Source organism: Paenibacillus rhizovicinus (assembly GCF_010365285.1).
GTDB classification, from domain to species: domain Bacteria; phylum Bacillota; class Bacilli; order Paenibacillales; family Paenibacillaceae; genus Paenibacillus_Z; species Paenibacillus_Z rhizovicinus.
Genome location: NZ_CP048286.1, coordinates 2,550,371 through 2,577,199 on the forward strand (window position 1 = coordinate 2,550,371; position 26,829 = coordinate 2,577,199).

Annotated in this window: 21 protein-coding genes; 5 read left to right on the plus strand and 16 right to left on the minus strand. The window is 57.6% G+C overall.

Annotated elements, in window-relative coordinates; all coding sequences use genetic code 11:
• Positions 1 to 63: 63 nt before the first annotated feature.
• The 5 genes from bshB2 to GZH47_RS11535 form a co-directional block, all read right to left on the minus strand.
• A complete protein-coding gene (bshB2, locus tag GZH47_RS11515; RefSeq protein ID WP_162645194.1) occupies positions 64 to 720 on the minus strand; it encodes a bacillithiol biosynthesis deacetylase BshB2 in 657 nt (218 codons plus the stop codon).
• A gap of 23 nt (positions 721 to 743) precedes the next feature.
• Complete coding sequence (locus tag GZH47_RS11520) at positions 744 to 1,088, minus strand: YojF family protein (RefSeq protein WP_162640217.1); 345 nt, start codon at positions 1,086 to 1,088, stop codon at positions 744 to 746.
• A 189-nt stretch (positions 1,089 to 1,277) separates the two neighbouring features.
• Positions 1,278 to 1,853: a hypothetical protein gene (locus GZH47_RS11525; protein WP_162640218.1), complete on the minus strand. Its 576-nt coding sequence runs from the start codon at positions 1,851 to 1,853 to the stop codon at positions 1,278 to 1,280.
• A gap of 157 nt (positions 1,854 to 2,010) precedes the next feature.
• Complete coding sequence (locus GZH47_RS11530) at positions 2,011 to 2,298, minus strand: hypothetical protein (protein ID WP_162640219.1); 288 nt, start codon at positions 2,296 to 2,298, stop codon at positions 2,011 to 2,013.
• 182 nt (positions 2,299 to 2,480) lie between these two features.
• Entirely contained in the window at positions 2,481 to 3,602 is a 1,122-nt protein-coding gene (locus tag GZH47_RS11535) for a LysM peptidoglycan-binding domain-containing protein (RefSeq protein ID WP_162640220.1), read from the minus strand.
• 381 nt (positions 3,603 to 3,983) lie between these two features.
• Between GZH47_RS11535 and GZH47_RS11540 the strand changes: the two genes are divergently transcribed.
• The 3 genes from GZH47_RS11540 (at position 3,984) to GZH47_RS11550 (ending at position 8,901) form a co-directional block, all read left to right on the plus strand.
• Positions 3,984 to 5,006: a zinc-dependent alcohol dehydrogenase gene (locus tag GZH47_RS11540; protein WP_162640221.1), complete on the plus strand. Its 1,023-nt coding sequence runs from the start codon at positions 3,984 to 3,986 to the stop codon at positions 5,004 to 5,006.
• Between the two features lie 357 nt (positions 5,007 to 5,363).
• Positions 5,364 to 7,139: an ABC transporter ATP-binding protein gene (locus tag GZH47_RS11545; protein ID WP_162640222.1), complete on the plus strand. Its 1,776-nt coding sequence runs from the start codon at positions 5,364 to 5,366 to the stop codon at positions 7,137 to 7,139.
• A complete protein-coding gene (locus GZH47_RS11550) occupies positions 7,126 to 8,901 on the plus strand; it encodes an ABC transporter ATP-binding protein (protein WP_162640223.1) in 1,776 nt (591 codons plus the stop codon). The genes GZH47_RS11545 and GZH47_RS11550 overlap by 14 nt, the downstream gene beginning before the upstream one ends.
• Before the next feature lie 83 nt (positions 8,902 to 8,984).
• Here the strand turns inward: GZH47_RS11550 and GZH47_RS11555 are convergent, their stop codons facing one another.
• Positions 8,985 to 9,605 (minus strand): NADPH-dependent FMN reductase, encoded by a 621-nt coding sequence (locus GZH47_RS11555; protein WP_162640224.1) that lies wholly within the window; start codon positions 9,603 to 9,605, stop codon positions 8,985 to 8,987.
• 178 nt (positions 9,606 to 9,783) lie between these two features.
• Here GZH47_RS11555 and GZH47_RS11560 point away from each other — a divergent pair, with 178 nt between their 5' ends.
• Positions 9,784 to 10,221 (plus strand): MarR family winged helix-turn-helix transcriptional regulator, encoded by a 438-nt coding sequence (locus GZH47_RS11560; RefSeq protein WP_225446450.1) that lies wholly within the window; start codon positions 9,784 to 9,786, stop codon positions 10,219 to 10,221.
• Between the two features lie 121 nt (positions 10,222 to 10,342).
• Here the strand turns inward: GZH47_RS11560 and GZH47_RS11565 are convergent, their stop codons facing one another.
• The 9 genes from GZH47_RS11565 to GZH47_RS11605 form a co-directional block, all read right to left on the minus strand.
• Complete coding sequence (locus tag GZH47_RS11565) at positions 10,343 to 10,582, minus strand: hypothetical protein (RefSeq protein ID WP_162640225.1); 240 nt, start codon at positions 10,580 to 10,582, stop codon at positions 10,343 to 10,345.
• A 193-nt stretch (positions 10,583 to 10,775) separates the two neighbouring features.
• A complete protein-coding gene (locus GZH47_RS11570; protein ID WP_162645196.1) occupies positions 10,776 to 13,331 on the minus strand; it encodes a beta-mannosidase in 2,556 nt (851 codons plus the stop codon).
• Between the two features lie 379 nt (positions 13,332 to 13,710).
• Positions 13,711 to 14,811: a Gfo/Idh/MocA family protein gene (locus GZH47_RS11575; RefSeq protein ID WP_162640226.1), complete on the minus strand. Its 1,101-nt coding sequence runs from the start codon at positions 14,809 to 14,811 to the stop codon at positions 13,711 to 13,713.
• Positions 14,812 to 14,838: 27 nt separating this feature from the next.
• Positions 14,839 to 15,870, minus strand: a complete 1,032-nt coding sequence (locus tag GZH47_RS11580) for a Gfo/Idh/MocA family protein (protein WP_162640227.1) — start codon at positions 15,868 to 15,870, stop codon at positions 14,839 to 14,841.
• A gap of 3 nt (positions 15,871 to 15,873) precedes the next feature.
• On the minus strand, positions 15,874 to 16,752 hold the full coding sequence (locus tag GZH47_RS11585) for a sugar phosphate isomerase/epimerase family protein (RefSeq protein ID WP_225446451.1): 879 nt from the start codon (positions 16,750 to 16,752) through the stop codon (positions 15,874 to 15,876).
• Positions 16,753 to 17,266: 514 nt separating this feature from the next.
• Positions 17,267 to 18,601, minus strand: coding sequence for an N-acetylglucosamine-6-phosphate deacetylase (locus GZH47_RS11590; RefSeq protein ID WP_162640228.1), 1,335 nt, complete (start codon positions 18,599 to 18,601; stop codon positions 17,267 to 17,269).
• Positions 18,602 to 18,633: 32 nt separating this feature from the next.
• The gene (locus GZH47_RS11595; RefSeq protein ID WP_162640229.1) at positions 18,634 to 19,377 is read right to left on the minus strand and encodes a glucosamine-6-phosphate deaminase; all 744 of its coding nucleotides are present in this window, start codon (positions 19,375 to 19,377) and stop codon (positions 18,634 to 18,636) included.
• Between the two features lie 17 nt (positions 19,378 to 19,394).
• Positions 19,395 to 20,615 (minus strand): Gfo/Idh/MocA family protein, encoded by a 1,221-nt coding sequence (locus GZH47_RS11600; protein ID WP_225446452.1) that lies wholly within the window; start codon positions 20,613 to 20,615, stop codon positions 19,395 to 19,397.
• Positions 20,616 to 20,679: 64 nt separating this feature from the next.
• The gene (locus tag GZH47_RS11605; RefSeq protein ID WP_162640230.1) at positions 20,680 to 21,906 is read right to left on the minus strand and encodes a GNAT family N-acetyltransferase; all 1,227 of its coding nucleotides are present in this window, start codon (positions 21,904 to 21,906) and stop codon (positions 20,680 to 20,682) included.
• 265 nt (positions 21,907 to 22,171) lie between these two features.
• On the opposite strand from GZH47_RS11605, the gene GZH47_RS11610 reads away from it, so the two are divergent.
• The gene (locus tag GZH47_RS11610) at positions 22,172 to 24,424 is read left to right on the plus strand and encodes a helix-turn-helix domain-containing protein (RefSeq protein WP_162640231.1); all 2,253 of its coding nucleotides are present in this window, start codon (positions 22,172 to 22,174) and stop codon (positions 24,422 to 24,424) included.
• A 1,435-nt stretch (positions 24,425 to 25,859) separates the two neighbouring features.
• Here GZH47_RS11610 and GZH47_RS11615 read toward each other — a convergent pair.
• Positions 25,860 to 26,825 (minus strand): PLP-dependent cysteine synthase family protein, encoded by a 966-nt coding sequence (locus GZH47_RS11615; RefSeq protein WP_162640232.1) that lies wholly within the window; start codon positions 26,823 to 26,825, stop codon positions 25,860 to 25,862.
• Positions 26,826 to 26,829: the final 4 nt, after the last annotated feature.

Below are 26,829 nucleotides of genomic sequence, written 5' to 3' on the forward strand. Positions count from 1 at the left end.
CATGAGAATAGCCCCGGGATAGGCTCCCGGGGCTAGGTAACGAGGCAACGGCGTTATGGCAAATTAATCGATTTTATACGTCCAGAAGCGTTCCGTGCCGAAACGGTCCTGCACCTCTTTGTCCGACAACGACTTGTTGCCGAGCAGCTCCAACGCTTGGAACTGGGAACGGTGCGCTTGAATGGAGCCCAGCTTCTGCTTCAAGAACGCCCTCACGTCGACGGTGACGTCCGGTTTGCCGATCGCTTGCTCGTGATCTCTCGCAAACGCCATGCAGCGAACGGGAGGCCGCTCGCCCGCGGGCAGTTTGCTGACCGCGCGCACAACGGCAGCGCCGCAGGCGTCGTGGTCGGGATGAACGGCATAGCCCGGATAGAAGGTGAAGATCAGCGAAGGCTTGATCTCTTCCAGCAGTGCCGAGATGCTGCCGTCCAGCAGCTCCGGTTCCTCGAACTCGATCGTTTTATCATGGAAGCCGAGCAGCCGGAGATCTTGAATGCCGATCACGCTGCAAGCCTCTTCGAGCTCCTGTTTCCGTATGCGGGGGAGTTCCACCCGGTTCGTAAACGGCGGAATGCCCATGTTGCGGCCCATTTCGCCAAGTGTCAGACATGCGTAGGTGACCGGCGTGCCGGCTTGTATGAATTTAGACAACGTTCCCGACAACCCGAATGCTTCGTCGTCCGGATGCGGTAAAATGACAAGGATATGACGTTCCATCGTGTTCTCCATCTCCTCTTTCATCAGAACGGCTCCCGGCTGAGATGCAGCGCGACGACAAGCTTGCCTTGACCGTCATGCCCCGCCAATATCAACCGTTCCTCGTCTGTCTCCTCGTAATGCGTCAACCCTTCGGAATATACCCAGCCATGCGACATCTTGAGTCCGACCCGGTACGGGCCGCCGCCGGAAATCGATCCGTGCGAGAAACGGACGACGGCATTGCTGATGAACGTAGCCGCCGGATGCTTCGAGCTGTCCAAATGGGAAGCATAGGCTCCCGTCGTCATCTCCAAATGGAGGTATAAATCCTGATTCTTAAACCGGTCGATTCGTTGCTGAATCACCGCGTGATCGATAAGCTGCATGTCTCTTCCTCCCAACCAACGTTACGACGTTGCTCTCTAAAGAGATTATAGCCGATAATGCCGCCGACTCCAAAACGATTCCGCAAACGCCTCGCATGGAACCGTTCACATGAAAAAAGCTCCCCGCTTAGCATCAGGCTGTTATCGTGCGCCTGACTGCTATTAGGGGAGCTCTTCGCTATCCGATCATTAATTGACTTTATTCACGACTTGGCCTGGAACCGCGTCTTGATCATCCTCATAGACGCTCGTTTTGGAATACGCCTGTTCCAGCAGGGACGCGAGGTTCGTCGTATTCGATTGCGCGCCGAACGAGTTAAGCAGCAGCGCGAACGGATCCTTGCTGCTGGCATCGGCAGATTCGGACGAATCCGAATTATTGTTCATGAACGCTTGAAGCACGGCGGCGTTGGGATCGAAGTTCATGATGTCGGACACGCTGCTCGAATCATTGTCCAACCCGGGCAAAGAGAGATCGTCAGCGTCATCGTTCGTATTAGAACCGGCCGCATTGCCGTTTAGAAAGTCGAGCAAGGACGGACTGGAGAATTGCAATTGACTCAGCAGCGCCTGCGCGTCTTGCTGTTTGGAGGAACTGCCGGACGTGCCGGAAGCACTCGTTCCATCTGCGGATTTATCGGCATCCGCAGCTGTAGGTTCGCTCGTAATCGGCGCGTATGCGCTCGATTGCGCTTGCGTTTGAAGCATGCTTAAATAATTTTGATAGACGCTGTTGCTGCTTGAACCGATTCCATTCACACTCATAAAGGTTAATCCTCCCAATTGCCGAATGATTGCATCATACGCCCCGCATATGAATTTCCAATGAATTCACATGCGATGCGCCGTATTTCCGGCAACAAAAAAAACGACATCGCTGTCGTTTTCAATGTCGTGCATGATGGGATTATTCCGGTGCGGATTACTTCCCGGCCGATTCCTTGGTTGCCGCATCAAGCATCGCATGCCAATCCGAAAAGTTCGTCTCTCTGGCTACATGCCGGTCAAACAGCTCGTCGGGAATGTTCTTGATATCTTCCCGCGTATCGATTTGGAAGTTGCCCTTCTCCTTAAACGCGGCGAAGCTCTCGCACTTCGTATGCTTCTTCATAAATCCTTCATGAAACAGCTTCTCGAGCGGAATATGATCCGGGTCTTCCTGCACGGTCTTCTGGCCTTGTAATTCCTTCAGCAACTCATCAAATGGCATTGGCTTTTGCTTTCTCAGACGCTCACCTCATCACAAAATTTACGTTCATCTACATAAAACGCAATGACTCTATCCCAGTCAGTCATTTCATACGATTGCTACAAGTACATGTGCGATATAACTGATCAATATTAGCATTAACAGGGTATACTATTCAATCCTTTTTTATACAACCACTATTTTTAGGCGTGAATCGTAACTTTCGTACCCGTCGGTACCTCGGCGAACAGCCACTCCGCATCTTCGTTGCGCATCCGGATGCATCCGGCGCTGGCATTGGTTCCGATCGACGCAGGCGCGTTCGTTCCATGAATGCCGTATTTCATCCCTTGCGTATTCGGAACGCTAAGTCCGAGCCAGCGGCTGCCCAGCGGGTTCTTGGGATCGCCGCCGGGAATGCCCTTGGCCGAGTACCAGGGATTCTCGATCTTCGTCATGATTTCGAAGCTGCCGGTCGGCGTCAGTCCCGCCCTTCCGCTGGCGATGTCGAAGCTCTTCTCGACCGCTCCGCCGAGAAGCAGGTACAGCTTGTTTCGCGTAATATCGATTTCGATCGAGCGGACTTTAATCGATGTCACTACCGCCGCGCCGCCGGCCGTGCCGCTGTTCGCCGTGCTGCCTTTGGCCGGGCTCGCTGTCGCGCTGCCGGCAACGCTGCCTCCAGTCGGGCTGTTCGCGGCCGTGCTTCCTCCAGTCGAGGTTCCGGCCGCGCTGCTATTCGTCGTCGCACTGCTCGCGGTCATGTAGAACGGATTCGGAATTTGCAGCACTTGTCCCGCTTTGATCACACTTTGCGCAGCGCCGATCCCGTTGGACTGGGCGATAGCCTGCTGGTAGTCCTGCGGCTTGAAATAGCGAACGGACAGACTGTACAAGGTTTCGCCCTTCTGCACCGTATGCTTCGCCTCTCCGGACGGAAGCGGAATTCGAATCGCCATCCCTGTCTTCAGCCCCGTATTCGGATCGGTGATCCGATTGTACGCCATCAACGCGTTCATATATTGATTGCGGTTGAAATAGCGATTCGTAATCGCGAACAGCGTATCTCCCGGCTTGACCGTATAACGATCCATGACCATCGGATTGGCCAGCTTCAGCGTTGTCCCCGCTTTCAAGCTTGCCTTCGGATTCCACCCGTTTATTCTCGCCACTCGCTCGTAATCGCCGGTCAAATAAAACGTTTTCGAGATGCCGTATAACGTTTCCCCCGGCTTAATGGTGTACGGCACGCTAATATAGGTATCTTCGTTTGCCAGCGCGCTCGTAAAACTCGGAAAGCATGAACCTACAATCAAACTGATCACGATACAAAAGACCCACTTCGACAAGTTACTCAAACGATGATCACACCTTCTGACGGAATAATTGCGGCTCACACGTTTCGCCGCCATTCGGCAAAATCCCTTCTATTTCGGCAGCTCCAGCCGATAATTGAGTCGATCGTAGGAAAACGCTTCGGCAGCCTGCCCGCGACGGGTTCTTAAGGACCATATTCACGCGGTGAATACTCGGGACCATAGTCAAGAAAGTCCCGGGTAGCATGAAAATGCCTTGCGGCTCATCGTGCTGCGGTTTCCGCCCGATTTATTGTCAGTTAAAGGAAACGCGTCCTGCCTGTTGAATGGATAATAACGATGCCAACGCATAGATTGGGAAACCCAAACAGGTCGAGGAGCTGATGATGGATGGAAATCAAGCAAGTCGTTGTAACGGGTCAAAACGCGGTCGAGCTGCAAACCTTTGATTTGAACGAGCAGGTAGGACCGGATGAAGTACTCATCGATACGGAGTATACCTTCATAAGCGCAGGCACGGAGCTCGCCAACTACACGGCTAAGGATGCCAACGTCCTCAAGCCCGGCAATTGGAATTCGTATCCGTGGAAATCCGGTTATGCCAACGTCGGTATCGTTCGGAAGACCGGAGCCGATGTGACCAAGGCCAAAGTCGGGCAGCGCGTCTATACGTTCGGCAAGCATGCATCGGCGATCATCGCCAATCAACAAGAGCTCCTAATCGAAGTGCCTGCGGACATCAGCCCGGCGATCGCCGCCTCCTCGCGCATGGCGGGCGTTGCGGCTACTTCGATTATTTTGAGCGAAATCCCCCATCATGCGTGGGTCGCGGTATTCGGTCTCGGCATGGTCGGAAACCTGGCCGCGCAAATGTTCCAAAACCTCGGCTGCAGAGTCATCGGCATCGAGCCTAACGAGCATCGCCGCCAGCTTGCTGACCGATGCGGTCTGACCACGACCATCGGCGGCAGCAATGAAGACGTGCGGGAACAGATTAAAGCGATTACCGGCGGCAAGCTGGCTCACATCACGGTCGACGCCGTAGGCCATAGCAGCGTCGTTATGCAGGCGCTTCGATCGACAGCGACGTTCGGCCAGATCGTGCTGCTTGGCAGTCCACGCGTTCCGGTCGAAGGGAATTTGACCGAGCTGCTGTCCGCTGTACATGTGCGCTGGATTACGATGCGCGGCGGGCTGGAATGGTGCCTGCCCGTCTATTCCGAGCTGCCGAACGTTGTCTCGCTGCATAGCAAGCAGCAGCTCGTGTTCGACTGGATTCGCGAAGGCAAGCTGGCTCTGGAACCGCAAATTTCGCATTACGTTCATCCCGGCAGGATCAAGGAAGCTTACGACGGACTGCTCCATGAGCCGGAGACGTTCACAGGCGTCGTGCTGGACTGGAAGCAGCTGTAGGGACAGCGATACAAGCCAATATTCCACGACATATTGCATATAACAAGAGGTGTCTCCTTATCCTGAATAATGGATAGGGAGACACCTCTTTACGTTGTAGGTTTCGCCATACAAGGTGCAATTTAACGACAAACAAACAGAAGTACAACTCGCTGTCCAACTGGCGGCTTAGCGCTCATCTGGAATCATTGTCGAAATTTGAAAAAAAACCGTTGATTATTTTTTATTTGTGTTATAATTTCCATTAGTTTTTTGCCCCTGAAACTGCCCGCCGATGCGTGAATCATCGATCCGCGAGGAAAGGCGGTTTCGCTCGCTTTACTCAAGCCTCAGAAACTAACAGAAGTCGGTGATCAAATGTTTCAACTCAAGTGGCTATGGCAGAATTTGAAAGGAGACCGGGCACGGTACATTATCGCGTTATGCCTCTCGGTCGTGGGCTCCTCGCTCACCATTATCAACCCGTACATCGGTCAGCGGATTGTCGATCAGTTCATTGCTGGCAACGATGCCATTAGCAATCTGGCGCATCATCGCGGCCAGCTGATCGGCCTTGGGCTCGGCATGATCGGTTTCTCCTTGCTCCGGACGAGCCTGTCCTACTTTACGACCTTGCAGTATGAGCGCTCGTCGCAAAACATGCTGTTCCGCATCCGGATTTACCTGTACAACAAGATTCAAGGCCAGGACATGAAGTATTACGATCGCAACCGCACCGGCGACCTTATGACGAAGATGACCGGCGACCTTGACATGGTGCGGCATTCCCTGGCGTGGATCATCAAGACGATCATCGAGTCGCTCACCGTATTCGCGGCGGCGGTCGTCTACTTCTTCTTCATCGATGCCGAGCTGACGCTGTGGCTGCTGCTGCTGTCGCCGCCGATCTTCATCGTCGCCTTCATCTTCGCCAGACGCGTGCGCCCGATGTACGTTGAACTGCGGGAGCGCCTGTCGCAGCTGAATACGACCACGCAGGAGAACATCGCCGGCAACCGCGTCGTAAAGGCGTTCGCGCGCGAGCCTTACGAAATCGAGAAATTCCACGAGAAGAACGTCCATTACTCCAAGGCTAACAAGGCCGCGGCCATGGTATGGCTCGATTACTTCCCGTATCTGGAGATCCTGTCCCAAGCATTCACCGTCATCCTGATGATCGTCGGCGGACTGTTCGTCATGAACGGACGCATCACCTTCGGGGAGTTCTCGGCGTTTACCGCGCTGATCTGGGGCTTGTCCAACCCGATGCGCAGCATCGGAATCATCATCAACGACATCCAGCGCTTCTTCGCGAGCGTCTCCAAGATCATGGACGTGTACTACTCCCATCCGGAAATCGCCAACAAGCATAACGCCGAAGTGAAACGCCGTTACCAGGGCCGCATCCGGTTCGAGGACGTCACCTTCAAATACGACAACGTGACCGTGCTGCAAAACATCAATTTCAGCGTCGAGCCCGGCGAGACCATTGCCATCATGGGCGCGACGGGTGCGGGCAAGACGACGCTCATCAACCTTATTCCGCGCTTCTACGACGTGGCGAAAGGCCGCGTCTTGGTCGACGGCACCGACGTGCGCAAGCTGGAGCTCGACGAGCTGCGCGGCAATATCGGCATCGCGACGCAGGACGTGCTGCTGTTCTCCGACACCATTGACGGCAACATCGCTTACGGCGATCCCGACATGCCGGAGGAAGACGTCGAGAAGTTCGCCAAGCTCGCCGCCGCCCACGACTTCATCGGCAAAATGCCGGAAGGCTACAATACGATCGTCGGCGAACGCGGCGTCGGCTTGTCCGGCGGGCAGAAGCAGCGGATCGCGCTGGCAAGGGCCTTGGCCGTGCAGCCGCCGATTCTGATTCTGGACGACACCACGTCCGCTGTCGACGTGGAGACGGAGGAGCATATCCAGAAGAGCTTGCGGGAATTGGATTTCCCGTGCACGAAGATCATCATCGCCCAGCGCGTGTCCACGACGGCAGAAGCGGACCGCATCCTTATTCTGGACAACGGGCGCGTGATCGAAGAAGGCACCCACGCGGAGCTGCTGGCGAAGCGCGGTTACTATTACGACGTATTCAAGCTGCAGAACGAAGGCATCGGAAGGGAGGCGACGGCACATGGCCAGAAATAAATTCGATATCGACGAGAGTCTGGAAACGCCCTTTAACATCAAGCACTTCCGGCGCGCGCTCGTCTACATCAAGAAGCAGAAGAAGCCGATGATCCTCGCTTTCGTGCTGAGCGCCCTGTCGGCCGGCATCTCGCTGTCCGCGCCGCTCATCATGCAGCATGTCGTCGACGTGACGATACCGCACAAGGACAAAGGTCCGCTGATCGGCTGGTCCTTGCTCACGCTGGCAACCATAATCGTCAGCGTCATCCTGGCCACGATCCGCTCGCGGATGATGACCCGCGTCGGCCAAGATATAATTTTCGATATCCGGATGGACTTGTTCAAGCATCTGCAAGAGCTGCCGTTCCAATATTACGACGATCGCCCGCAGGGCAAGATTCTGATCCGGGTCGTCAACTACGTCAATTCCGTCTCGGACGTGCTGTCCAACGGGATCATCAACTTCATTCTCGAAATTCTGAACCTGCTCTTCATCGCCATCTTCATGTTCGCGGTCGACGTGAAGCTGTCGTTCGTCATTCTGGCCGGACTGCCGGTCTTCCTGTGCGTCATCCTTGCGATCAAGACCAGGCAGCGCCGGGCATGGCAGGCGGTATCCAACAAGAGCTCCAACATGAACGCGTACACGCAGGAGAGCATCAGCGGCATTCGCGTCACGCAAATTTTCACCCGCGAGAAGCATAACGAAGGCGTCTTCACCCGTCTGTCCAACAGTTACCGCGAGACGTGGATGCGGACGATGTACCTGAACTTCCTGATTCCGTTCTCGGTCGACAACCTGGCGACGATCGTGACGACGTCGATCTATTTCGTCGGCTTGCTGGCTCTCAGTCCGCAGGAGGTCACCTTCGGCGTCATTCTCGCCATGAGCAGCTATGCGGCGCGCTTCTGGCAGCCGATCTTGAACATCTCGAACTTGTACAACAGCTTCGTCAACGCCGTCGCCTACCTCGAGCGGATCTTCGAAACCCTCGACGAGCCGGTGACCGTCAGCGATATTCCGAAAGCGAAGGAATTGCCGCCGATCCAAGGCCGCGTCACCTTCGACGACGTCACCTTCGCCTATGATCCGGGCCATAACATTCTGGAGAACCTGAGCTTCGACATCCGGCCGGGGGAAAGCGTCGCGCTGGTCGGTCCGACCGGCGCAGGGAAGACGACGGTCGTCAACCTGATCTCGCGTTTCTACAACATCACCGGCGGCAAGCTGCTGATCGACGGTCACGACGTGGCGGACGTGAAGCTGAAGTCGCTGCGCAGCCAGATGGGGATCATGCTGCAGGACAGCTTCATCTTCTCCGGCACGATCATGGACAATATCCGCTACGGCAAGCTCGACGCCACCGAGGAAGAGATTATCGCCGCCGCCAAGACGGTGTGCGCCGACGATTTCATCCGCGAGTTCGAGAAGGGCTACATGACCGAAGTGAACGAACGCGGCTCGAAGCTCTCCCAGGGCCAGCGTCAGCTGATCTCATTCGCCCGTACGCTGCTGGCCGACCCGCGCATCCTCATTCTGGATGAAGCGACGTCGTCCATCGATGCCCAAACCGAGCGTCTGCTCCAGAAGGGCTTGAACGAGCTGCTCAAAGGACGGACGTCGTTCATTATCGCTCACCGCCTATCGACGGTGAAGAACTGCGACCGGATCATGTACGTATCCGACAAGAGCATCGCCGAATCCGGCTCGCATGATGAGCTGATGGCGAGACGCGGCCGTTACTACAAGCTCTACTCCGCACAGAAGATGGAAGCCTAGAGGCCTGCCGGCCGAATCAAAAGCAGCAGTCCATGGACGATTAACGTCCGGGACTGCTGCTTTTTTTTGAACAATGGAGTTGATCACGAAAGGACGGCTAACGTTGCCTTCCAATTGCGGCGCATCCGTGCCAGGACGCTTTCATGTCCTTCGATTTGGTCCGCCAGTTCCGATAACGCTCGCTGGACCTGCGACGCAAAATGGCGAAAATCATGATCGGGATCGAGCTCGGCTCCTTCGCGGATAACCGCATCCGACAGCCGCAGCGCTGGAGAAGTCGGCACGATGCGCATCCTCAGCCGCACCGCGACCCGCCGTAATTGCTTCGCGCACCGGCCGCCTCCATGACCGCCGTAGGTCACGATCATCACCGGCTTATCCCGCCACTCGTGGTACAAATGGTCGATCGCGTTCTTGAGCACCGCCGGATAGCCCCAATTAAACTGAGGCGTGACGAAGACGACTCCGCTCGCACTCTTGATCTTCTCGCTCCACGCCTGCGTATGAGGCTGGCTGTAGCCCGTCAACGCAGGAATCCCCGGTTCGTCGTCCATCGGCAACGGCCATTTCGCCAGATCGATCATCTCATACGAATAGTTCGAAGTCGTTCTCCCGATGGACCCGACCCATGACGTGATCTTCGGGCAGTTTCTGCCTGCCCGCACGCTCCCCATGACCAGCAGCACGGTCTTCTTCTGTTCCATGATTACACCTGCATCTCTTCTACGGCATCATTACTCTTGAAGACGAATAATTAGTACGCGATACAAACAATATAGTTTGCGTGACGTACTATGTCAATAGCTTTTGTGTTAAAATAAAGCATTGAAACGGGCCGACAAGCCTTCTACGGCTTTCCGAGCTTATTTGGAGTGATCAATAGTGCATAACAACCAGGCCGATTATCAAGAAAATCTCTCGATGATGGATAGCTTGATCCAATTATCCTTTCTCGTTCAAGGCATCCTCAACCGGGTCGGAGCCGAATACGACGTCTCCATCATCCAAATCCGGCTGTTCGGCATTTTGCGGGATCGGGAATTGAGTATGCTGCAGCTCGCGCAGTACCTCGGATTGGACAAATCCAGCATGACCGGACTCATTAACCGCGTGGAGCGCCGGGGGCTCGTCGAACGCAGCAATTCCCCCCGCGACGGCCGCGTCATCAACGTCCAGGTGACCGCCAAGGGACATGAAATCATCCGGGTGGTAAGCAAGAAGATCGCGGAGCAAATGAACGCCGTAACGAATCTCCTCGATGAGAAGGAACGCTCGCAGTTTATTGCGCTGGCCTCTAAAATGCTCTTTACGCTGAGCTGAACGGCAACGGCAGCGTATCCCCGTCAGTAACATAGGAACACAAAAACAGCAGCAGTCCAGGACGAGTACACGGCGTCCTGGGCTGCTGCTGGTTGTAGAAAGCAAATCCCGCTAACGAGGATTATGATTGCGCGATCGTTCCTGAAAACTGCTTGACGACTTCTACGACTTCCGCTAATTTCTCCGGTTTAAGCAGGCTGATCATCTTGGGGATGAATGCCTGAACGTCATCTTGAGAGAACGTGCCTTCATCTTGTTTTTTGAAGTTCGAGGTCAATATTTCTCTGGCTTCTTCCTGTTTGCCCTCTTGCACGCGCTCCAAAATAAAGTTCAAAAATTTCTCTTGTCCTTGCTTGTCCATTCTATATGGCCTCCTCAAGTCGATATTATGAAACCTTTTGGTTTCGCATTTTATTATAACACCTTTTGGTTTCATGTCAAACAACCCGAGTAAGTTGCGGCTGCCGGAAAGTTGCACCAGAAAGGGTGGATTACGTTAAATTAACATTCCTCGTTCTCTGATATCTATGCAGTGCTTTCCGGCGCCGCGCGCCTTATTCCGCCTTGGACGAAATGGCCGCGCCCGCAAAATCGTACATCGACTGCACGGCCAGGCGACCCGGCGAGGCAGGGGCGAAGGCCTGTCCGTCCGCATTGCGCTTGCTGAATCGAACCGTTACCGGTATGCCCGGGACAAGGTCGAAGAAATTATCCGAGAAGATGCCTTCCTCCTCCGACTGCAGCCACACTTGCTTGGCGAGGCTCCGTGCCGTCAGCACGAACGCCGTTCCTTCGCTTCCTTCGGCGGTCTCGATTGCGACGCCCGGTTCTTCCAGCGCCAGCGCCTTCGAATACGCGAAATAATGGTCCGCACGGTCGATGACTTCGCCATCGCTGCCTGCGAACTGCGCAACCAGCACCGTCCGGTTCGGATCGTACGCGCTGAATTGCCCGCCGGCCGATAACGTCAGCACTGCGGCAGCGGCATTAGGAGCGATGCTTGCCGCTTGGCTTTCTTCCGCAAGCAGCTTGCCTGCAAAATCGTACAAGCTCCAGCTCAGCGTCCCCTCGATCGCCTGCTGCTTATCGGATACGAGATGGAACTCGATCCGGTCCCCGTGCTGATAGATCGACAGCAATACGTCGCTGAAGCTTCTCTTCACGTAATACTGTACGGCCTTCCAACGGCCCAGATAGTCCATGCTCGACCAAGAGGCGACGGGCCAGCAATCGTTCATTTGCCAATACAGCGTCCCCATGCAGAAATCCATTTTCCGCCGATGCGCTTCGATCGCCGTCTTCATGCCTTCGGCCTGCAGCACCTGACTCATGTACAGGAACGACTGGAAGTCCTTCGGATCCTTCATGTACTTCTCGGAGTATTCTTTGATCAGGAAATTGCCTCTGCCATTCTTCTGGTGATGCAGCATCACGTCGGAATCGAGCGCCATCTCGTTCTCTTCCGCATACGTGCGAACCGTCTTGTGCTCCGGGAACGACTGGAAGCCGTACTCGCTCATGAAGCGGCCGATGTTATCGTTATAATGCTCGAACGGCTCGGACGCATGCCACACCGCCCAGTAGTGAATATCCCCGTGCGCGGAATTGTTCGTCGCATGTTGATTGCCGTCGTTCGTCAAGGCCTGCATCGGCGAAGACGGCCAGTACGCGATATCCGGCGCGAGCTCCGCGACCGCCTCGGGCAGAATCCGGTGGAAAACCGCCTCGTACGCCGCCCAAATCTCTTCGCGCTGCTCAGCGGTATATTGCTTCTTCCAGCCCCAGCCGGCGTTCTCGTCGTAGTTCCCCCAAGCGGCGTCTATCTCGTTATTGCCGCACCAGAGCGCAATGCTCGGATGATTGCGCAGCCGGCGGATGTTATCGATCGCCTCGGCTTTGACGCTGTTCAGGAACGGCTCGTCGCCAGGGTACATGCTGCAGGCGAACATGAAATCCTGCCAGACGAGAATGCCGTATTCGTCGCACAATTCATAGAAGGCACGCTGCTCGTAGAAGCCGCCGCCCCACACCCGAAGCATCGTGAAATTCGATTCGGCGGCGCTGGCGATTTCATGGCGATAGCGTTCCGCCGTGACCTCGTTCGCGAAACTGTCGTTCGGAATATGGTTGGCGCCTTTGGCGAAGACAGGCACGCCGTTCACTTCGAAGTAGAACGTCGATCCGTGCCCGTCAGGCCGGCGAATCAGCTTCACCGAACGCAAGCCGGTGCGCACGGACAATTGCGCGGCAACTTCAGCGTCTTGCATCAGCGACGCTTCGAAGTCGTATTGATGCTGCTCGCCCAATCCCCGCGACCACCACAGCCTTGGATGCTCAATCAAGATTGTCCATTCCATCGTCTGCGCGCCCGGCTTCAGCGTGACGGTACGCTGCCATTGCTGATCCGCCGCATCCAGGCGAAGTTCATAAGCGCCGGCTTGCTCCGCTTCGATTTCCAGCACCGCGGTTACGCGCGCTTGCGCCTCGGTCACGTCGTCCTGGCGGATGAACAGATCCTTGATCCGAACGCCGCTCCAGCCTTGCAAGTAGACGGGGCTGCAGATGCCGCTCGTCACGAAGCGCGGACCCCAGTCCCAGCCGAAATGATAGGGCGCTTTGCGGGTGAATACGCTGACCTTCTTGTCCTCGAGCTCGCCCGTCTTGGAGTCGTCGTTGGAGGCCGGCAGCCCGTAGCCGAGCTGCTCCAGCTTGGCAAGCCCTTCCTGAATCGGCGAACGGAAGCGAATGCGCAGCCGGTTGCCGCTCGCTAGCAGATGCGGCTTGACGTCGACCGTCCAAATCCGAAACATATTGTCCGCCTGCAGAATCAGCCGCTCGTTCAAATAAACGTCGGCATAGGTATCCAAGCCCTCGAACACGAGCTCCAGTTTGGACTGTCCGAACAATTCCTTCGAGACGTCAAACGCGGTCGCGTATTCCCAGTCCCGCTTGTCGATCCATTGCAGCTGCTTCTCGTTCATGCCGACGAAAGGCTCCGGAATCAAGCCGTTGCGAAGCAGATCCGTATGGATGCATCCCGGAACGACCGCCGGAAGCCACTGCTCGTCATCGCCGTTCTTAAAGGTCCAATCCGATACTGGCCATTTCATTACGTCCACTGTTTATCCTCCCCAAGGTTGCGTGCATATGGATGGTTTTTCAAACTCTACTATTGCGCCTTTTTCGAACCGATCCATGTTCAAAATCATTCGACGAAACGGTTGGAAACCCCTTTATAGGGGCGAGGGAATCATGATTGGCTGGGCTGGCGATTCGTAGGGGAGAGTAGTGATTGCAGCTCCAAAATAAATGAAAGCTCCTAAGCAAGTTGAAAAACAACAAGAGCCCGGAAGCTAACCGGACTCTTGTATCAAGCAGCGTATGGAATGGATTATAACAGAGCATTGTTCGGGATTGATGATGACAGAGCAGCCTTCGGAATTGGTGATAACAGAGAGGGCTTAGCCTTGATGAGATGGGACGATTCGCTTAGCCCCGCACGGGTTCTGTGTTTTGTTTGTAAATATGCGGGTTCTGCTGTCTGCAGGCTTCGATGACGGCAAGCTGCTGCCGTACCTGCTGCGGCGTAATTTCGAGCTTGTCGCCGCCCTCGATCGCGCGGTGAAGCATGAAGTACAGCTGCTCGGCCATGTACCTGTATTCGTCTTTACCATCAGGCAGCGAGAGTTCCCACTTGTCCTCATGCCAGACCAGCGTTTCGCGGCAGTAGGCGGGCAGGCCGTTCCGATCGACGAGCGGTTCGGTAATCAGCTGCTGAGCCGGTGCTTCCTCCGGCTTGAAGTACCTCCATTCCAGCCGTTCGCCGTTGCCGCGCAAGCCGCCGTTCGTTCCTTGAATGACGAATTGGTCGCCCGGGAAAAGACTGCAGGAGGACACTTCCATGTCCACGCTCGGACGTCCTTCTCCGCGCAGCAGCAATTTCACGTAGTCTTCCGCATCGCCGTACGTATTGGCCTGATCCATGATGCACGTGACTTCGGGCATGATATCGTTGCCGAACAGCTGGAGAGCTTGATCGAGCACATGCGAACCCAAATTAAGCAGGCTGCCGCCGTTGTTCTGCTGAAGCGTCTGCCAATCCCATCTGCGCGCAAACCGGCTGCTCGTGAAATCCAGCTGCACGATGCGGCCAAGCACGCCGCTCTCGATCACTTCGCGGATACGGACGTAAGCCGGCATGTAACGGGATTGCTGGAATACCGCCAGAATATTGCCGGTTCGCTCAGAAGCCTCGATCAGCTGGTCGACCTCCGCCGACGTGCGGGCCAGCGGCTTCTCGCAGAGTACGTTGACCCCTCGGTTCAGGAGCTCCAGAGATATCGGCACATGCTCATGACTCGGAGAGGCGTTGACGACCAGATCGAGCGTTTCGCTGGCCACCATCTCCTGCCACGTCGCATAAGCGCGGCATCCGAACTCCTGCTCCGCCCGCTTCCGGCGCTCCGGCAGCGAATCGGCTACCGCCGCGATTTGATAATTGTCCGGCAATTTGGACAGTGTTGCCCCGTGAATATCGCGTCCGCTCCTGCCTTGCCCGATAATGCCGACCTTCAAAATCGATTGACTCATGTGATCATGCTCCCTCTCATTATAGGATCATAGAATCGCAAGCGGATGAATGCGGATTTCGCCGCCCGCTGCCGAACTCTCGTAGATGGCTTCAATGAGCTGAACGGCCCGATAACCGTCCTCGCCCGTAACGACCGGCTTGCTGCCGGACGCGATCGCCTCGATCACGTTCTGCAGCTGCAGCTGATGATACAGATGGCTGATGCTGCGCGGATCCGAAACGCCTCCATAGGCAGGCGACGATTCGAATGCCGGCGGCGCCTCATAGCCGGGAACCGTCCAATGCACGACGCCCGAGCCCTCAAGCTTGATGGCGCCTTCCGAGCCGTACAAGCGGATGCTCGCCGGAAAGCCCGGGGTGATGCTGGTCGACGCCATAATCGTGCCGAGGGCGCCGCTCTTGAACTGCACGATGGCAACGCCCAAATCTTCCGCTTCCATCGCATGGGTCTGCGTCGCCGTGCGGCCGTATACGGAACGGGCTTCACCGGCGAGCCACAGCAGCAGGTCGATGGCATGGATGCCTTGATTCATCAATGCCCCGCCGTCCTCGGCAATCGTCCCTCGCCACGGCGCGCTGTCGTAATACTGCTGCGACCGGTAAAAGGGCACTTCCGCCTCGGCAAGCAGCAGTTTGCCGATCCGCCCTTCTTCCAGGATGCGCTTCGCCTCGCGATGGAGCGGCTCGAATCTGCGCTGCGAGATGACGGACAGCGTCAGCCCGCGCTCCGCCGCCAGCCTGCAGAGCTCCTCCGCTTCCGCGGCCCGCATGGCAACGGGCTTCTCGATGACCACATGCTTGCCCGCTGTCAGCGCAGCGCGGCCGATGCTATAATGGCTGCCGCTCGAGGTCGTGACGCATACGATATCGATATCTGTCCGCTGCAGCAGCGTCTCGTAATCCGCCGTCCATGCGCAGTTCTCCCGCTCCGCGACGGCTTTCGCCTTGGTTGCATTTCGGCTGGACACAGCCGCCAGCCTGGCGCCGCTCAACCCGCGGATCGCTTCAATATGAAAGTCTGCGATCGTGCCGCAGCCGATGATTCCGAATCCCGCCATCGTTCACCTCTTTTCGGATGGAAGCCGCCCCAGCACTGCCAACAGACCCTCGAGCGCCATGGCCGTCCCGTCCATCGCGGTGCCGCCCTCCGGGACGTAATGCGTCTCGAGCGTGAATAGCCCGGTATAGCCCTCATCCGTCAACGCCTGAAAATGCGCCTCATACGGAACGTCGCCCGATCCGATCGGGACCGCTCTCGGCTTGCCTGCCGCATCGAGGACGACGTCTTTGAGATGCACATGGGCGAGCAAGCGGCGAATCGCCGCATGCCCATCCGGGAAGCTGGGCCGGTTGCCGTACTGCTCGTTGCCCGGATCCCACAAGACGCGAAGCGCGGGGGATTGCACGGCGGCCGTCAGGCGCGCGACCTCGGCAGCGAAGCCGCCGTTGCAGGAGGGCTCGTTCTCGAGCAGCAGCAGCATGCCGCGGGCTTCGGCCAGCTTGGCGGCGCGCGATAAGTGGCCTACGATCTCGGCTTCGAACCGTTCGATCGGCTCCGTCTCCCGCCAGAACGAGAAGATACGGATGCGATTCGTGCCGAACCGTTCCGCAAGATCCATGGCGCGTTCCAGCATCGCGAAATGCTCGGCGGGCGACCGTTCCTCCTGGTTGAAACGGTCTCCTTCCGCAACCGGCCTTGACGCATCAAGCGCGCATTTGAATACCGGGGAAGCGACGCAAGAGATAAATAGGCCGCGGCTCTCCGCTTCCGCGCGAATCCGGTCCGCCTCCGCATCGCTTAAGGCGAGCACGTTGCGGCTGTCTATGCTGCGCAGCTCGACATGCTTCAGCCCTCTCACCGCAGCAAAATCCAGTGCGGCAAGAACATCGGACGAGACCTCGTCCGTGATGACGCCTAATCGATCGCGTATTCGATCCACGTTGAGCAGCTCCTTTCATTTGTTGTTCGTGAGCGGTGAATTGACGGTCGACCGGGGCAGGCATTGGGGCGTCCGTGCCCGCTGCCGGCTCGGGGCGCGAATTCCTGCTGCTGTGGCAGCTTTTGTGGCCCCGCAGTTCGGCTCGGGGAGCCAATTCCTACTGCTGAGGCAGCTTTGGCGGCCCCGCAGACCAGTTCAGGGCGCGAATTCCTGCTGCTGCGGCAGCTTTTCCACCAATGTAATGTACTAGGTGCAGCTCTTGATCACATTTAGCTGTTTTTCCGCCAATGTAGTGTACATGGTGCAGCTCTTGATCACATTCCGCCGCTTTCCCGCCAATGTAGTGTACGGGTGCAGCTCTTGATCACATTCCGCCGCTTTCCCGCCAATGTAATGTACCGGGTGCAGCTCTTGCTCCACACCCGACGCTTTTCCACCAATGTAGTGTACTAGGTGCAGCTCTTGCTCACATTCCGCAACGTGCACCTGCGCAACGCACGCCGCCGTACATGCGCTACTCCAATGCTACCTCGTCACGCCAGACCGTCTTCCCGCCGACAACCGTCTGCATCACCTGAATTCTACCGTTCGCCTCTACGCGAAACAGCGTCAAGTTCGCTCGCGCGCCGGCCTGCAGGCGTCCGAGATCGGACCAGCCCATCGCTTCCGCGGGACGCTTCGTCACCGCGTCGATGGCTTCCCGCAAGCCGATGCCGGCGAGCTTCATCGCGTTCTCGATGCCGCAGACCAGCGGCTGCGCGGAACCCGCCAAGATGCGCGAATCGGCTGCTGTCTGCAGCCTGCCGTTATCCAGCAGCTCGACCGACTGCCCGATCTCGCTGGAATAACGCCCCGGCGGCATGCCGCCGAACTTGACGCTGTCGCTGACGAGAATGAAGCGCCCCTGCTTCGCCCGAATCATCGATTTAAGCGCAGCCGCGCCCAGATGATGGCCGTCCGCGATGAACATCGCGGTCAACGCATCCTCCGCCAACTGCTCCCAAATATAATTCGGATGCCGCGGCAGCACCGGATGGGCACCATTGCCCAGATGCGTCGACATCGACGCGCCGGCGGATACAGCCTCCTTCAGCTGCTCGGCGGATGCCATCGTATGGCCGAGGCTGACCTTGACGCCGGCCTCGCTGAGCTGCCGGATGAACGGTGCAGCGCCTTCTTTCTCCGGCGCGACCGTGCACAGGACGATACGCCCCCCGGCTGCCCGCTGCCAATCCGAGAATTCAGCGATATCCGGATCGCGGATATGCGCCCGGTCATGCGCACCGCGCGGCCCGTCTTCGTCCGACAAGTACGGCCCTTCCAAATGAATGCCCGGAATCGCATCGCCGAGCAGCCCGTCATGTTGACATGCGGCATTGATCGCGCTCATCGCCTGGCGAATCCGCGCCGCGCTGCCCGTAATGACGGTCGGGCAGAAGCTCGTCACGCCGCGCGCGAACAACGCCCGCGCCACGCCGTCGACATCCTGCTCCGTCGTCGCTTCGCCGTTCAGATCAAATCCGGCGAAGCCGTTCACCTGCAGGTCGATCCAGCCCGGCGAGATCCAGACCTCGTCATCAGCTACAGATCCATTAGCTCCCCTAACCCCGGCTGCCTCAGCCCCCGAAGCCAAACTATCCACTTCGTCTCCTTCAGCTCTTCCGTCTCCTTCAGCTCTTCCGTCTCCTTCAGTTCTTCCGACTCCCTCGGCTCTTCCGTCTCCCTCAGCCCTTGCTCCTGTGACTCCACTAGCCCCGCCTTCCCCAACCGCCACGATCAAACCATCCTCAACCTCGATATGCACCGGTTCGCCGGTATCATAGCGCCTTCCGGTCCAACGCTTACGCATGTCGGGCCTCCCTCCTCCGTGCAGCAAACGTGCTATTCCTTCACCGTTAGCCCGGCGAGCGCTGCCGATGCGCGATCCAGATAGAGCGTCCAGTTCGGATGCGTGCGCAGCATCGTCGAAGGCACTTCCGGGGTAATGTCGCGCTCAAGCGTCCGCTTCACCGCTTCCGCCTTTACCGCATGCGGAACGCAGGAAAGGATAACGCGGCTCTTCAAAATCTGCCGCACGCTCATCGTGATCGCATGCGTCGGCACATCCTCCAGTCCCGCGAACCAGCCTTCGCCGACCTGCTGCCGCTTGCACGCTTCGTCCAGCGCCACCAAGATATACGGCTCTTCCGTATCGAAATCCGCCGGGGGATCGTTAAACGCAATATGCGCATTCTCTCCAATGCCGATCATGGCCAGATCGATCGGCGCTTCGCCGATCGCCTCGTTCAACGCCGCGATCGTCGCGCTCACGTCACCAGTGCCATCGACAAGATGATAGCTGCCAAGCTGCACCTGCCGAATGAAACGTTCCTGCAAATACGCCTGGAAGCTCGCGGGATGGTCCGCCGAAAGGCCCGCGTATTCATCGAGATGGAACATCTCGATCTTGCTCCAATCCATATGCTGCGCAATGAACGCCTGGAAGAATTCGAACTGGGACGAGCCCGTCGACAGCAGCAGCCTCGCCTTCCCTTGCCGGCCGATCGCCTCCCGCAAAACCTCCGCCGCTTGCGCCGCAGCCTGCGCTCCTAGTTGCTCCGCATTGTCCAGTACGTGAATGTTCATCTCGATCCCCATCCTTTTCAAAGTGTGATCAGATCCGCGATGCGAACCGCTCTTCCTTCCCGTATCGACCGGTTGGCCGCGAAGCCGATCGCGCAGGACAGCGCCCCGTCGCGGCTCGTCGCCTGCCTGTCGTCGGACTCGCCCGTCAGCAGCGCCCGAAGCAGCCGTTCGTCGCCGCCCCCGTGACTGCCGCTCTCTTCGCCCAGCGGGATGTCGATCACGGCTTGATGCCGATCGAACAACCGTATCGATTGAATCGTATGTCCGGCGTACGGACCGACGGCGCCTTCCGTATACGCTGCTTCCAGCCGTCCTTTCGTGCCGGTAATGACGATGCGAAAGCCCTCATAAGGCGCATACGCCGTCAACGAGTAGCTCATCATCGCGCCGCCTGCGTACCGGGCGGTCAAGCTGACCGTATCCTCGATGTCGATCTCATCGGCGAAGACGCAAGCGTCCCGATAATACTGATCCACGTCCTCGCAATCCGAATAGAGCAGCTTATGGCCCCCTTCGCGGATATCGATGTGAAACTCGCAGCTCCCCGCATAAGCGCACCCGCTGCAGCGCATGCCCCTTTCCTTCCGGGTCGGCCCGTAGAACCGAGTCGCTCCGAAAGCCTGCACCTCCGCCGGCTCATCCCCAAGCACCCAATTCACGATATCGAAATGATGGGTCGACTTATGGACGAGCAGTCCGCCGGAATTTGCTTTGCGGCGATGCCATCTGCGGAAGTAATCGGCCCCGTGCTTCGTATCCAGATGCCATTCGAAGTGCACCTGCGTAATCGTCCCGAGCGTGGGCTCGGCGGCCGCTTCCTTCAATCGCCCCATGAATGGCATGTACCGCAAATTGAATGTCACCGTGACCCGCTTGCCGGTTCGGCGTTCCGCATCGAGGATGAGCGCGCACTTGTCTTCGTCGATCGTGAGCGGCTTCTCCGAAATAACGTCGCAGCCGGCGAACAGCGCCTGCACGATGTACGTATGATGCGTGCTGTCGATCGACGTGACGATCACGACATCGGGCTTCGCCTCGTCCAGCATCACGGCAAAATCGTCATAGACCGGCACATGCCCTCCGATGCGCGCCTGCAGCAAGGCCGCCCGTTTGGCGTTCGAATCGAACACGCCGACGATAACCGCAATATCCGCATATTCCCGGGCCATCGGCACCGCATACATGTAGGTGCACCGATTGCCCGCGCCTACAAAAGCATACCTTTTCCTATTCAGCACCTGACCTCCTGCCTCCTTCCGGCAAACCACCGCCATCCAACACAATCGCATTCGCCCGGACAAGCTAGAAGAAGTCCGTCATATACGACAGCCGCCGCGGAATCGCCCGCTCCCACGCCTCAACCGCCTCCGGCGATCCTTCCAGGCGGCCTTGATCCGCCAGCTGCGCAGGCCTCCGGCATCCGATCATCATCGCCGAAAAAGTCTGGATCGTGCAGCCGACTGCAACACGATTCGTCGCTTGTCTATTCCCTGCTTCTCGTTCCGCCGCTTCACCACCTGCGGCTTCCACGGCCTCGGCATCAACAAGCACCGCTTCCGCATTCCCGTCCGCGCCTACGGCAATGTCCCACAAACCGCGGTTCCAAGCGGCATGCTCGTCTTCGAGCCGAACGCGCAGGCGAACCTCCGCTCCGGCGAACCGATACCGGTTCAAGAACGCCGCCGCATCCACGACGCGAAACATGAAATTCGTATGCACCTCATGCTCGATCTTGGGCTCCGACAGCGCGAAAGGCAATGAATCGTCCCCCGGCGCAGTCAGGCGCAGCCGCGAGACGACCGAATCATGATTGCGGATGAACTGCCAGAGGCCGTTCCGGCTCTCCCGGTCCAGACAGACAAGCTCATGGATCGCCATCGTCCGCTCTTTGATGTCATACAGCATGTAACCGCTCGGCTGCCCCCCGTCCGCGCCGGCATACACCGCCAAATAGCCGAGTTTCCGTTTGAAAACATGCTGCAGCCACCATTTCTCGTCCCGCAGCAGCATCCCGTTATACCTGGCCGCATACTGATCATAGACCCCGCCGGCCTGCGCCCAATCGGCGGCCTGCAGCCGTTTCACGATGCCAGGCGCGTCCGGATACTTAGGAGCGGCGCTCAACTCCAGCGCGTACATGCTCTGCACCGAGAAGTTCTCCCACCCATACTTCCGGTAGAACCCATATGCGAACGGATTCAGCATCGAGACGGATTGCCCGCTTTCCCGCATCGCCGCAAGACTTTGGACCATCAGCTTGCCCACCATGCCTTGTCTGCGCATTTCCGGGTACGAGGCTACGTGAGCGATGCCGCCCATCGCCATTTCGATCCCCTGCACGTAGATGCCCAGCGGGAGAATCGCCAGCTGAGCGGCCAGCTGTCCATCGGCATAATAGCCGAGATACTGCTCCATGTTCATGCGGGCAACCCGTTCCTCGATATCGCTCTCCGTGAACTTGACGGCGAACGCAGCCTGCGTCAGCTCGAGCGATTGCCGGGCTTCCTCCTGCCTGATCGTTCTGATCATGTTTCTCCTCCTCCTGCCAGCGATGCTGTTTCCACTTCCCTTTTCCATGCTGCTGCCGACTTCTTGCCCCCACTATAGCGAATCGCCGCCCCGTCTTATACAGGCAGTATTTGATATCGTTCATTTTATTTCCGCAACCTAAAAATACAGTGAATTTATAAAAATAAGACCATTGTTCAAACGCGGCCCATTCTATAAAATTAATGTAAACAGGCTCATACGTCCTTATATTTTGAAAACAGACCACCACGAAAGGGTTGTTTTCATGAATCGAATGGTATCCATGCTCGTAACTCCCTATGCCCGCATCAAGTCGCCGCCGCTGTTCTTCTGGCTGCTGCTCAGCTACATGACCATCGTGGCTCTGCTGAGTTCATTCATTCTGTACTCGGTCTTCTTCTATCGCGGCCACGTCAAAGACGAAGTCATCACCTACAACAACCTCAACTTGACCAACACCAGCGACAATTACGAGGCCAAACTCAATCTGATCAAGAACTCCGTCCTCTCCTTTTCCATGAACGACCGCCTCGCCGCGCTCGACAAGCCGACGTTCGATTATACGGCCGGCGGCAAGCTCATCGACGAACTGCAGGTTTTCCTCGCCAATCAATCGCTGTACCTCGACAATATGATCATCTATTTCAAGAAGAGCGACGTCGCCATCGAGAAGTCCCGCGGCGCCGACGCCGACGTCATGTTCCAGCGCTATTACAACAGCTCCGACTATTCCTACGATTATTGGAAAACGCAGTTCGACCGCCCGTACGTAAGCCGCATCCTGCCGGCGTCCGCTTTCTCGGAATACGACTATTCGAACAGGCAGCTCAGCTCCAGCAAGCTGCTGCCGATCGTCATTAAGAACAAGACCAATCCGTCCATTCTCATCATCGCCTTTGCCGATGCGCAGCGGATGTACAACGATTTTCACCAATCGATCACCGACGATTTCTACATTCTGGATAACGCGCACCGGTCTTATTTCGCCAGTGCCGGAGGCGGTCTGGAGGACATCCCCGCCTTCGACGGACAGTCTCGTTTCGTGAAAGAAGGCAGCAATTATTACTTCTATAAGAAAGGCCCGTCGAGCGGACTTACCTACGTCAACGTCATTCCGAACGACAATATCTCGCAGATGCAATGGAACATCAACTTCGTCATGCTGCTCGCGCTTGCCGTGGTTCTCAGCCTCTTGGCCTCCTTCTTGTTCAGCCTGCGGCTTCGTCTCCCGGTAAAACAGCTCGTGAAAGCGATCCAGCTGCTGACAACCGGTTCCCCTTGGCGGAAGCACAGTGCAATCAAGGAATTTGCGATCATACAGGAGAAGGTACGCCATCTGCTCGATTCCAATATGGACATCAGCCACCATTTGGAGGAGAAGAACTCCCTGCTGCGCCACTATGCGTACATCAACCAGCTGAAGAACATCCGAACCAATGCCGGTCATCTCAAAGATCTGATCAAGAGCAACCAGCCGTACAGGGTCGTGCTGTTCAAGCTGACGTTCAGGCCGATGCTGCTGGAAGAAATCGGCGACGAGGAACGCGCGGCTTTGTTTATCCGGGACTATATCAACAATATTTTGACCGAGCAGTACCCGGAATCGCTGACGCTCCAGTTGGAATGCGATCAGCTGCTCTCCGTCATCTATTCCGACGAAGCCGCGTCCAGTCTGGACACAACGCTCGAAGGGGTCAAAACCGTGCTGGAGCTCGACCGTTCCTATTGCTTCTCGACCATGGCAGTCAGCAGCCGTTACGAGCATCCCGACGACTTCAAGCATTCGTTCGAACAGGCAAAGTCGATGCTGCAGCTCCGTAAGTTCAACGGCACGAACCAAGTGCTGCGGGAGATTTCCGATGCGAAGCTGACGAATTATTATTTGATGCCCGCCCAGGAGGAAGAGCTTAACGCCTGCCTGACCAACGGCAACGAGCCGCAAGTGATGCAGTTCGTGAAACGCGAGCTTGCGGCGCTGCGCAAGAAGGATGCGACCGAGCATGAGGCAAGTAGCTTCGCGGACTATCTCGTTGACCGGACCAAGCGGGCTTTTATCGTCAATCAGCTTGACGGCGAGCTGCTTCGGACGATGCAGGCGCAGCTCCAACACTGTCATGCCTTTGAGGAATTGGAGCAATTGTTCGCGGAATGGCTGCCGCGGCTGATGGATCTGATCCGAAGCAAGAAGGAGAAGAAGGATCACATTACGAGCTTCGTCTTCGACTACTTGGAGCAGCACTATGCCCATGACATTACGCTGGACATGATGGCCGACAAGCTGAACATTACGCGCAGCTATCTCTCGACGTACTTCAAGGAAAAGACGGGCACGTACTTCGTCGATTACGTTAATTTAATCCGGGTAGGCCGGGCGAAGGAGCTGCTCTCCCGCTCGGACGTCAAGATTCAAGACGCCGCCGCCCGGGTCGGCTACCAGAACATTAATTCGTTCAACCGGATGTTCAAGAAATTCACCGGCGTGACGCCAAGTGAGTTTCGTAAGGTCGAGCGGGCGTAGGGATTTTGGGGGATGCGGGCTGTGGGCCGCGGGGGGCCGGGCTGCGGGCTGCGGGATACAGGGGCAGGGCCGTGGCTGCGGGGACCGGGCCTCAGGCTGCGGGGGCCGGGCTGCGGGCTACGGGCCTCGGGATACGGGGGCCAGGCCGTGGCTGCGGGCCTCCGAGCCTCGAGCTTCAGGCCGTGGGCTGCGAGCTGCGGGGGCCGGGCTCCGGGGCTACTGGCTACGGGCCTCCAGCTTCGGGTCTCGGACTCCGAGCTTTGGGCCTCGGGCTGCGGACTCCAGGCTGCGGGCCTCGGGCTCTGGGCTGCAAGCCCTCAGGTCTCAGGGTCCGGCCTCCTCATTCCGAGTCTGTATTTATAACGAATCGTACGCGCCTTATATGGTCGATATGACCGACTAAAACGGAATAACGAATCTGACGCGCTCTATTTCGATTCACATCGCTGAAAACAGCCCATAATCAGGGTCATGAGGTCAATTAGCGTCGCTAGGATTCGTTACGTTCAAAAAAGCAGGCAAAAGGGGCGAATAGCGCCATCTGGATTCGTTAGAGTTGGGTTCCGGCGCATCTCCGCCCAACCGCTTCCCAACACGCCGACTTCCGACACACCCCCGCCTAACCGCTTCCCACGCATCGACCTCCGACTGCACCCGTCTAACCGCTTCCCACTCACCGTCTTCCGACTCGCCTCCGTCCCACCTCTTCCGCTAGGCCGAACTCCAACTTTCTCCCGTCTAACCACTTCCCGACACGCCGTCTTCCGACACACCCCCGCCTAACCGCTTCCCGACATACCAATTTCCGACGCGCTCACGTCCCACCACTTCCACCACGCCGATTTCCGACACGCCTCCCCCAACCGCTTCCCGACACAACAACTTCCGACTCGCACCTGCCTAACCACTTCCCGCTACGCCGACTTCCGACTCACACCTGTCTAACCATTTCCCGACATGCCAACTGCCGACACACCTCCGTCTAACCGCCTTCACTGCGCCGACTTCCCGACGCGCCTCCGCCCGACCGCTTCCTGCCATACCGACTTCCGACTCGCACCTCTCTAACCGTTCCCGCGTCGCCCTCTTCCGACGCGCCTCCGCCCAACCGATTCCAGCGCACCGTCTTCCGACACGCACCCACCTAGCCACTTCCCGCTACGCCGACTTCCGACTCACCTCCGCCTAACCATTTCCCGACATGCCAACTGCCGACACGCCCCCGTCTAACCGCCTCCACTGCGCCGACTTCCCGACACGCCGACTTCCGACTCGCACCTCTCTAACCGTTCCCGCGTCGCCCTCTTCCGACTCACCCTCGCCTAACCGCTTCCCACCACACAGACCTCCGACTCACTCCCGTCTAACCACTTCCCGCTACGCCGACTTCCAACACCCACCTGTCCCCCATAACCCCCCGGGACCTCGGTTCGCCTCAATCGAACAAGTCGGTGCTCAAATACTTGAGCCCCGAATCATTAATAGTGAGCGCGATCCGGGCACCGCGTTCCCGCTCGCGCAGCAGCCTCATTGCCGCGGCGATGTTCGCGCCCGATGAGAAGCCGGCGAAAATGCCTTCCTTGCGGGCCAGCTCCCTTGCTGCCGCAATCGCTTCCTCATCCGATACGGTCAGATAATCGGTGACGTCTTCCCTGTCCAGCAGCGGCAGCTTCATGCTGTACCCGCCGCCCTGGATGCGGTGATTCGGATTCGTAACCGGCTGCCCCGCGAGATACGGAGCCGACTCGGGCTCAACGACATAGCAGCGGATGGCGGGATTGCAGCGTTTCAACGCCTTGGCGCAGCCTGCGAACGTGCCGCCGCTTCCGGCGAAATCGACGAAGACGTCGATCTCGCCTTTTGTTTGCGCCCATATCTCCATCGCCGTGTGATGCTCATGCGCGTGCGTATTGCCAAGCCGCTCGAACTGATCGGCGCGGAAGGCTCCTTGCTCGCGGACGAGCCGCTGCGCTTCCGCTTCCACGAGCGCGAGACTCTCGCCCGACACCTGGCCGGGAACCGGGCCCGGCGCCTGATCCACGAGCACGACCTCGGCGCCGAGCGCCCTCATCATGCGGGCCCGTTCATACGAATTCCCTTTGGACATGACGGCAATGAACGGATAGCCTTTCACCGCGCAGACGATGGCCAGACCGGTGCCCGTATTGCCGCTCGTAAGCTCGACCACCGGCTGGCCCGGCTGCAGGCTCCCGTCCTGTTCCGCTTCCTCGATGATTTGCAAGGCGATGCGGTCCTTCTTGCTGAAGCCTGGATTCAGGTACTCCAGCTTGGCATAGATCGCACCGTCCAAACCGGCTGTAATTCGCGATAGATGGACCATCGGCGTATGGCCGATCGCTTGATGGACGCCGCTTAGCAGCTGCTGCCGTTGATCGCTCATTCGT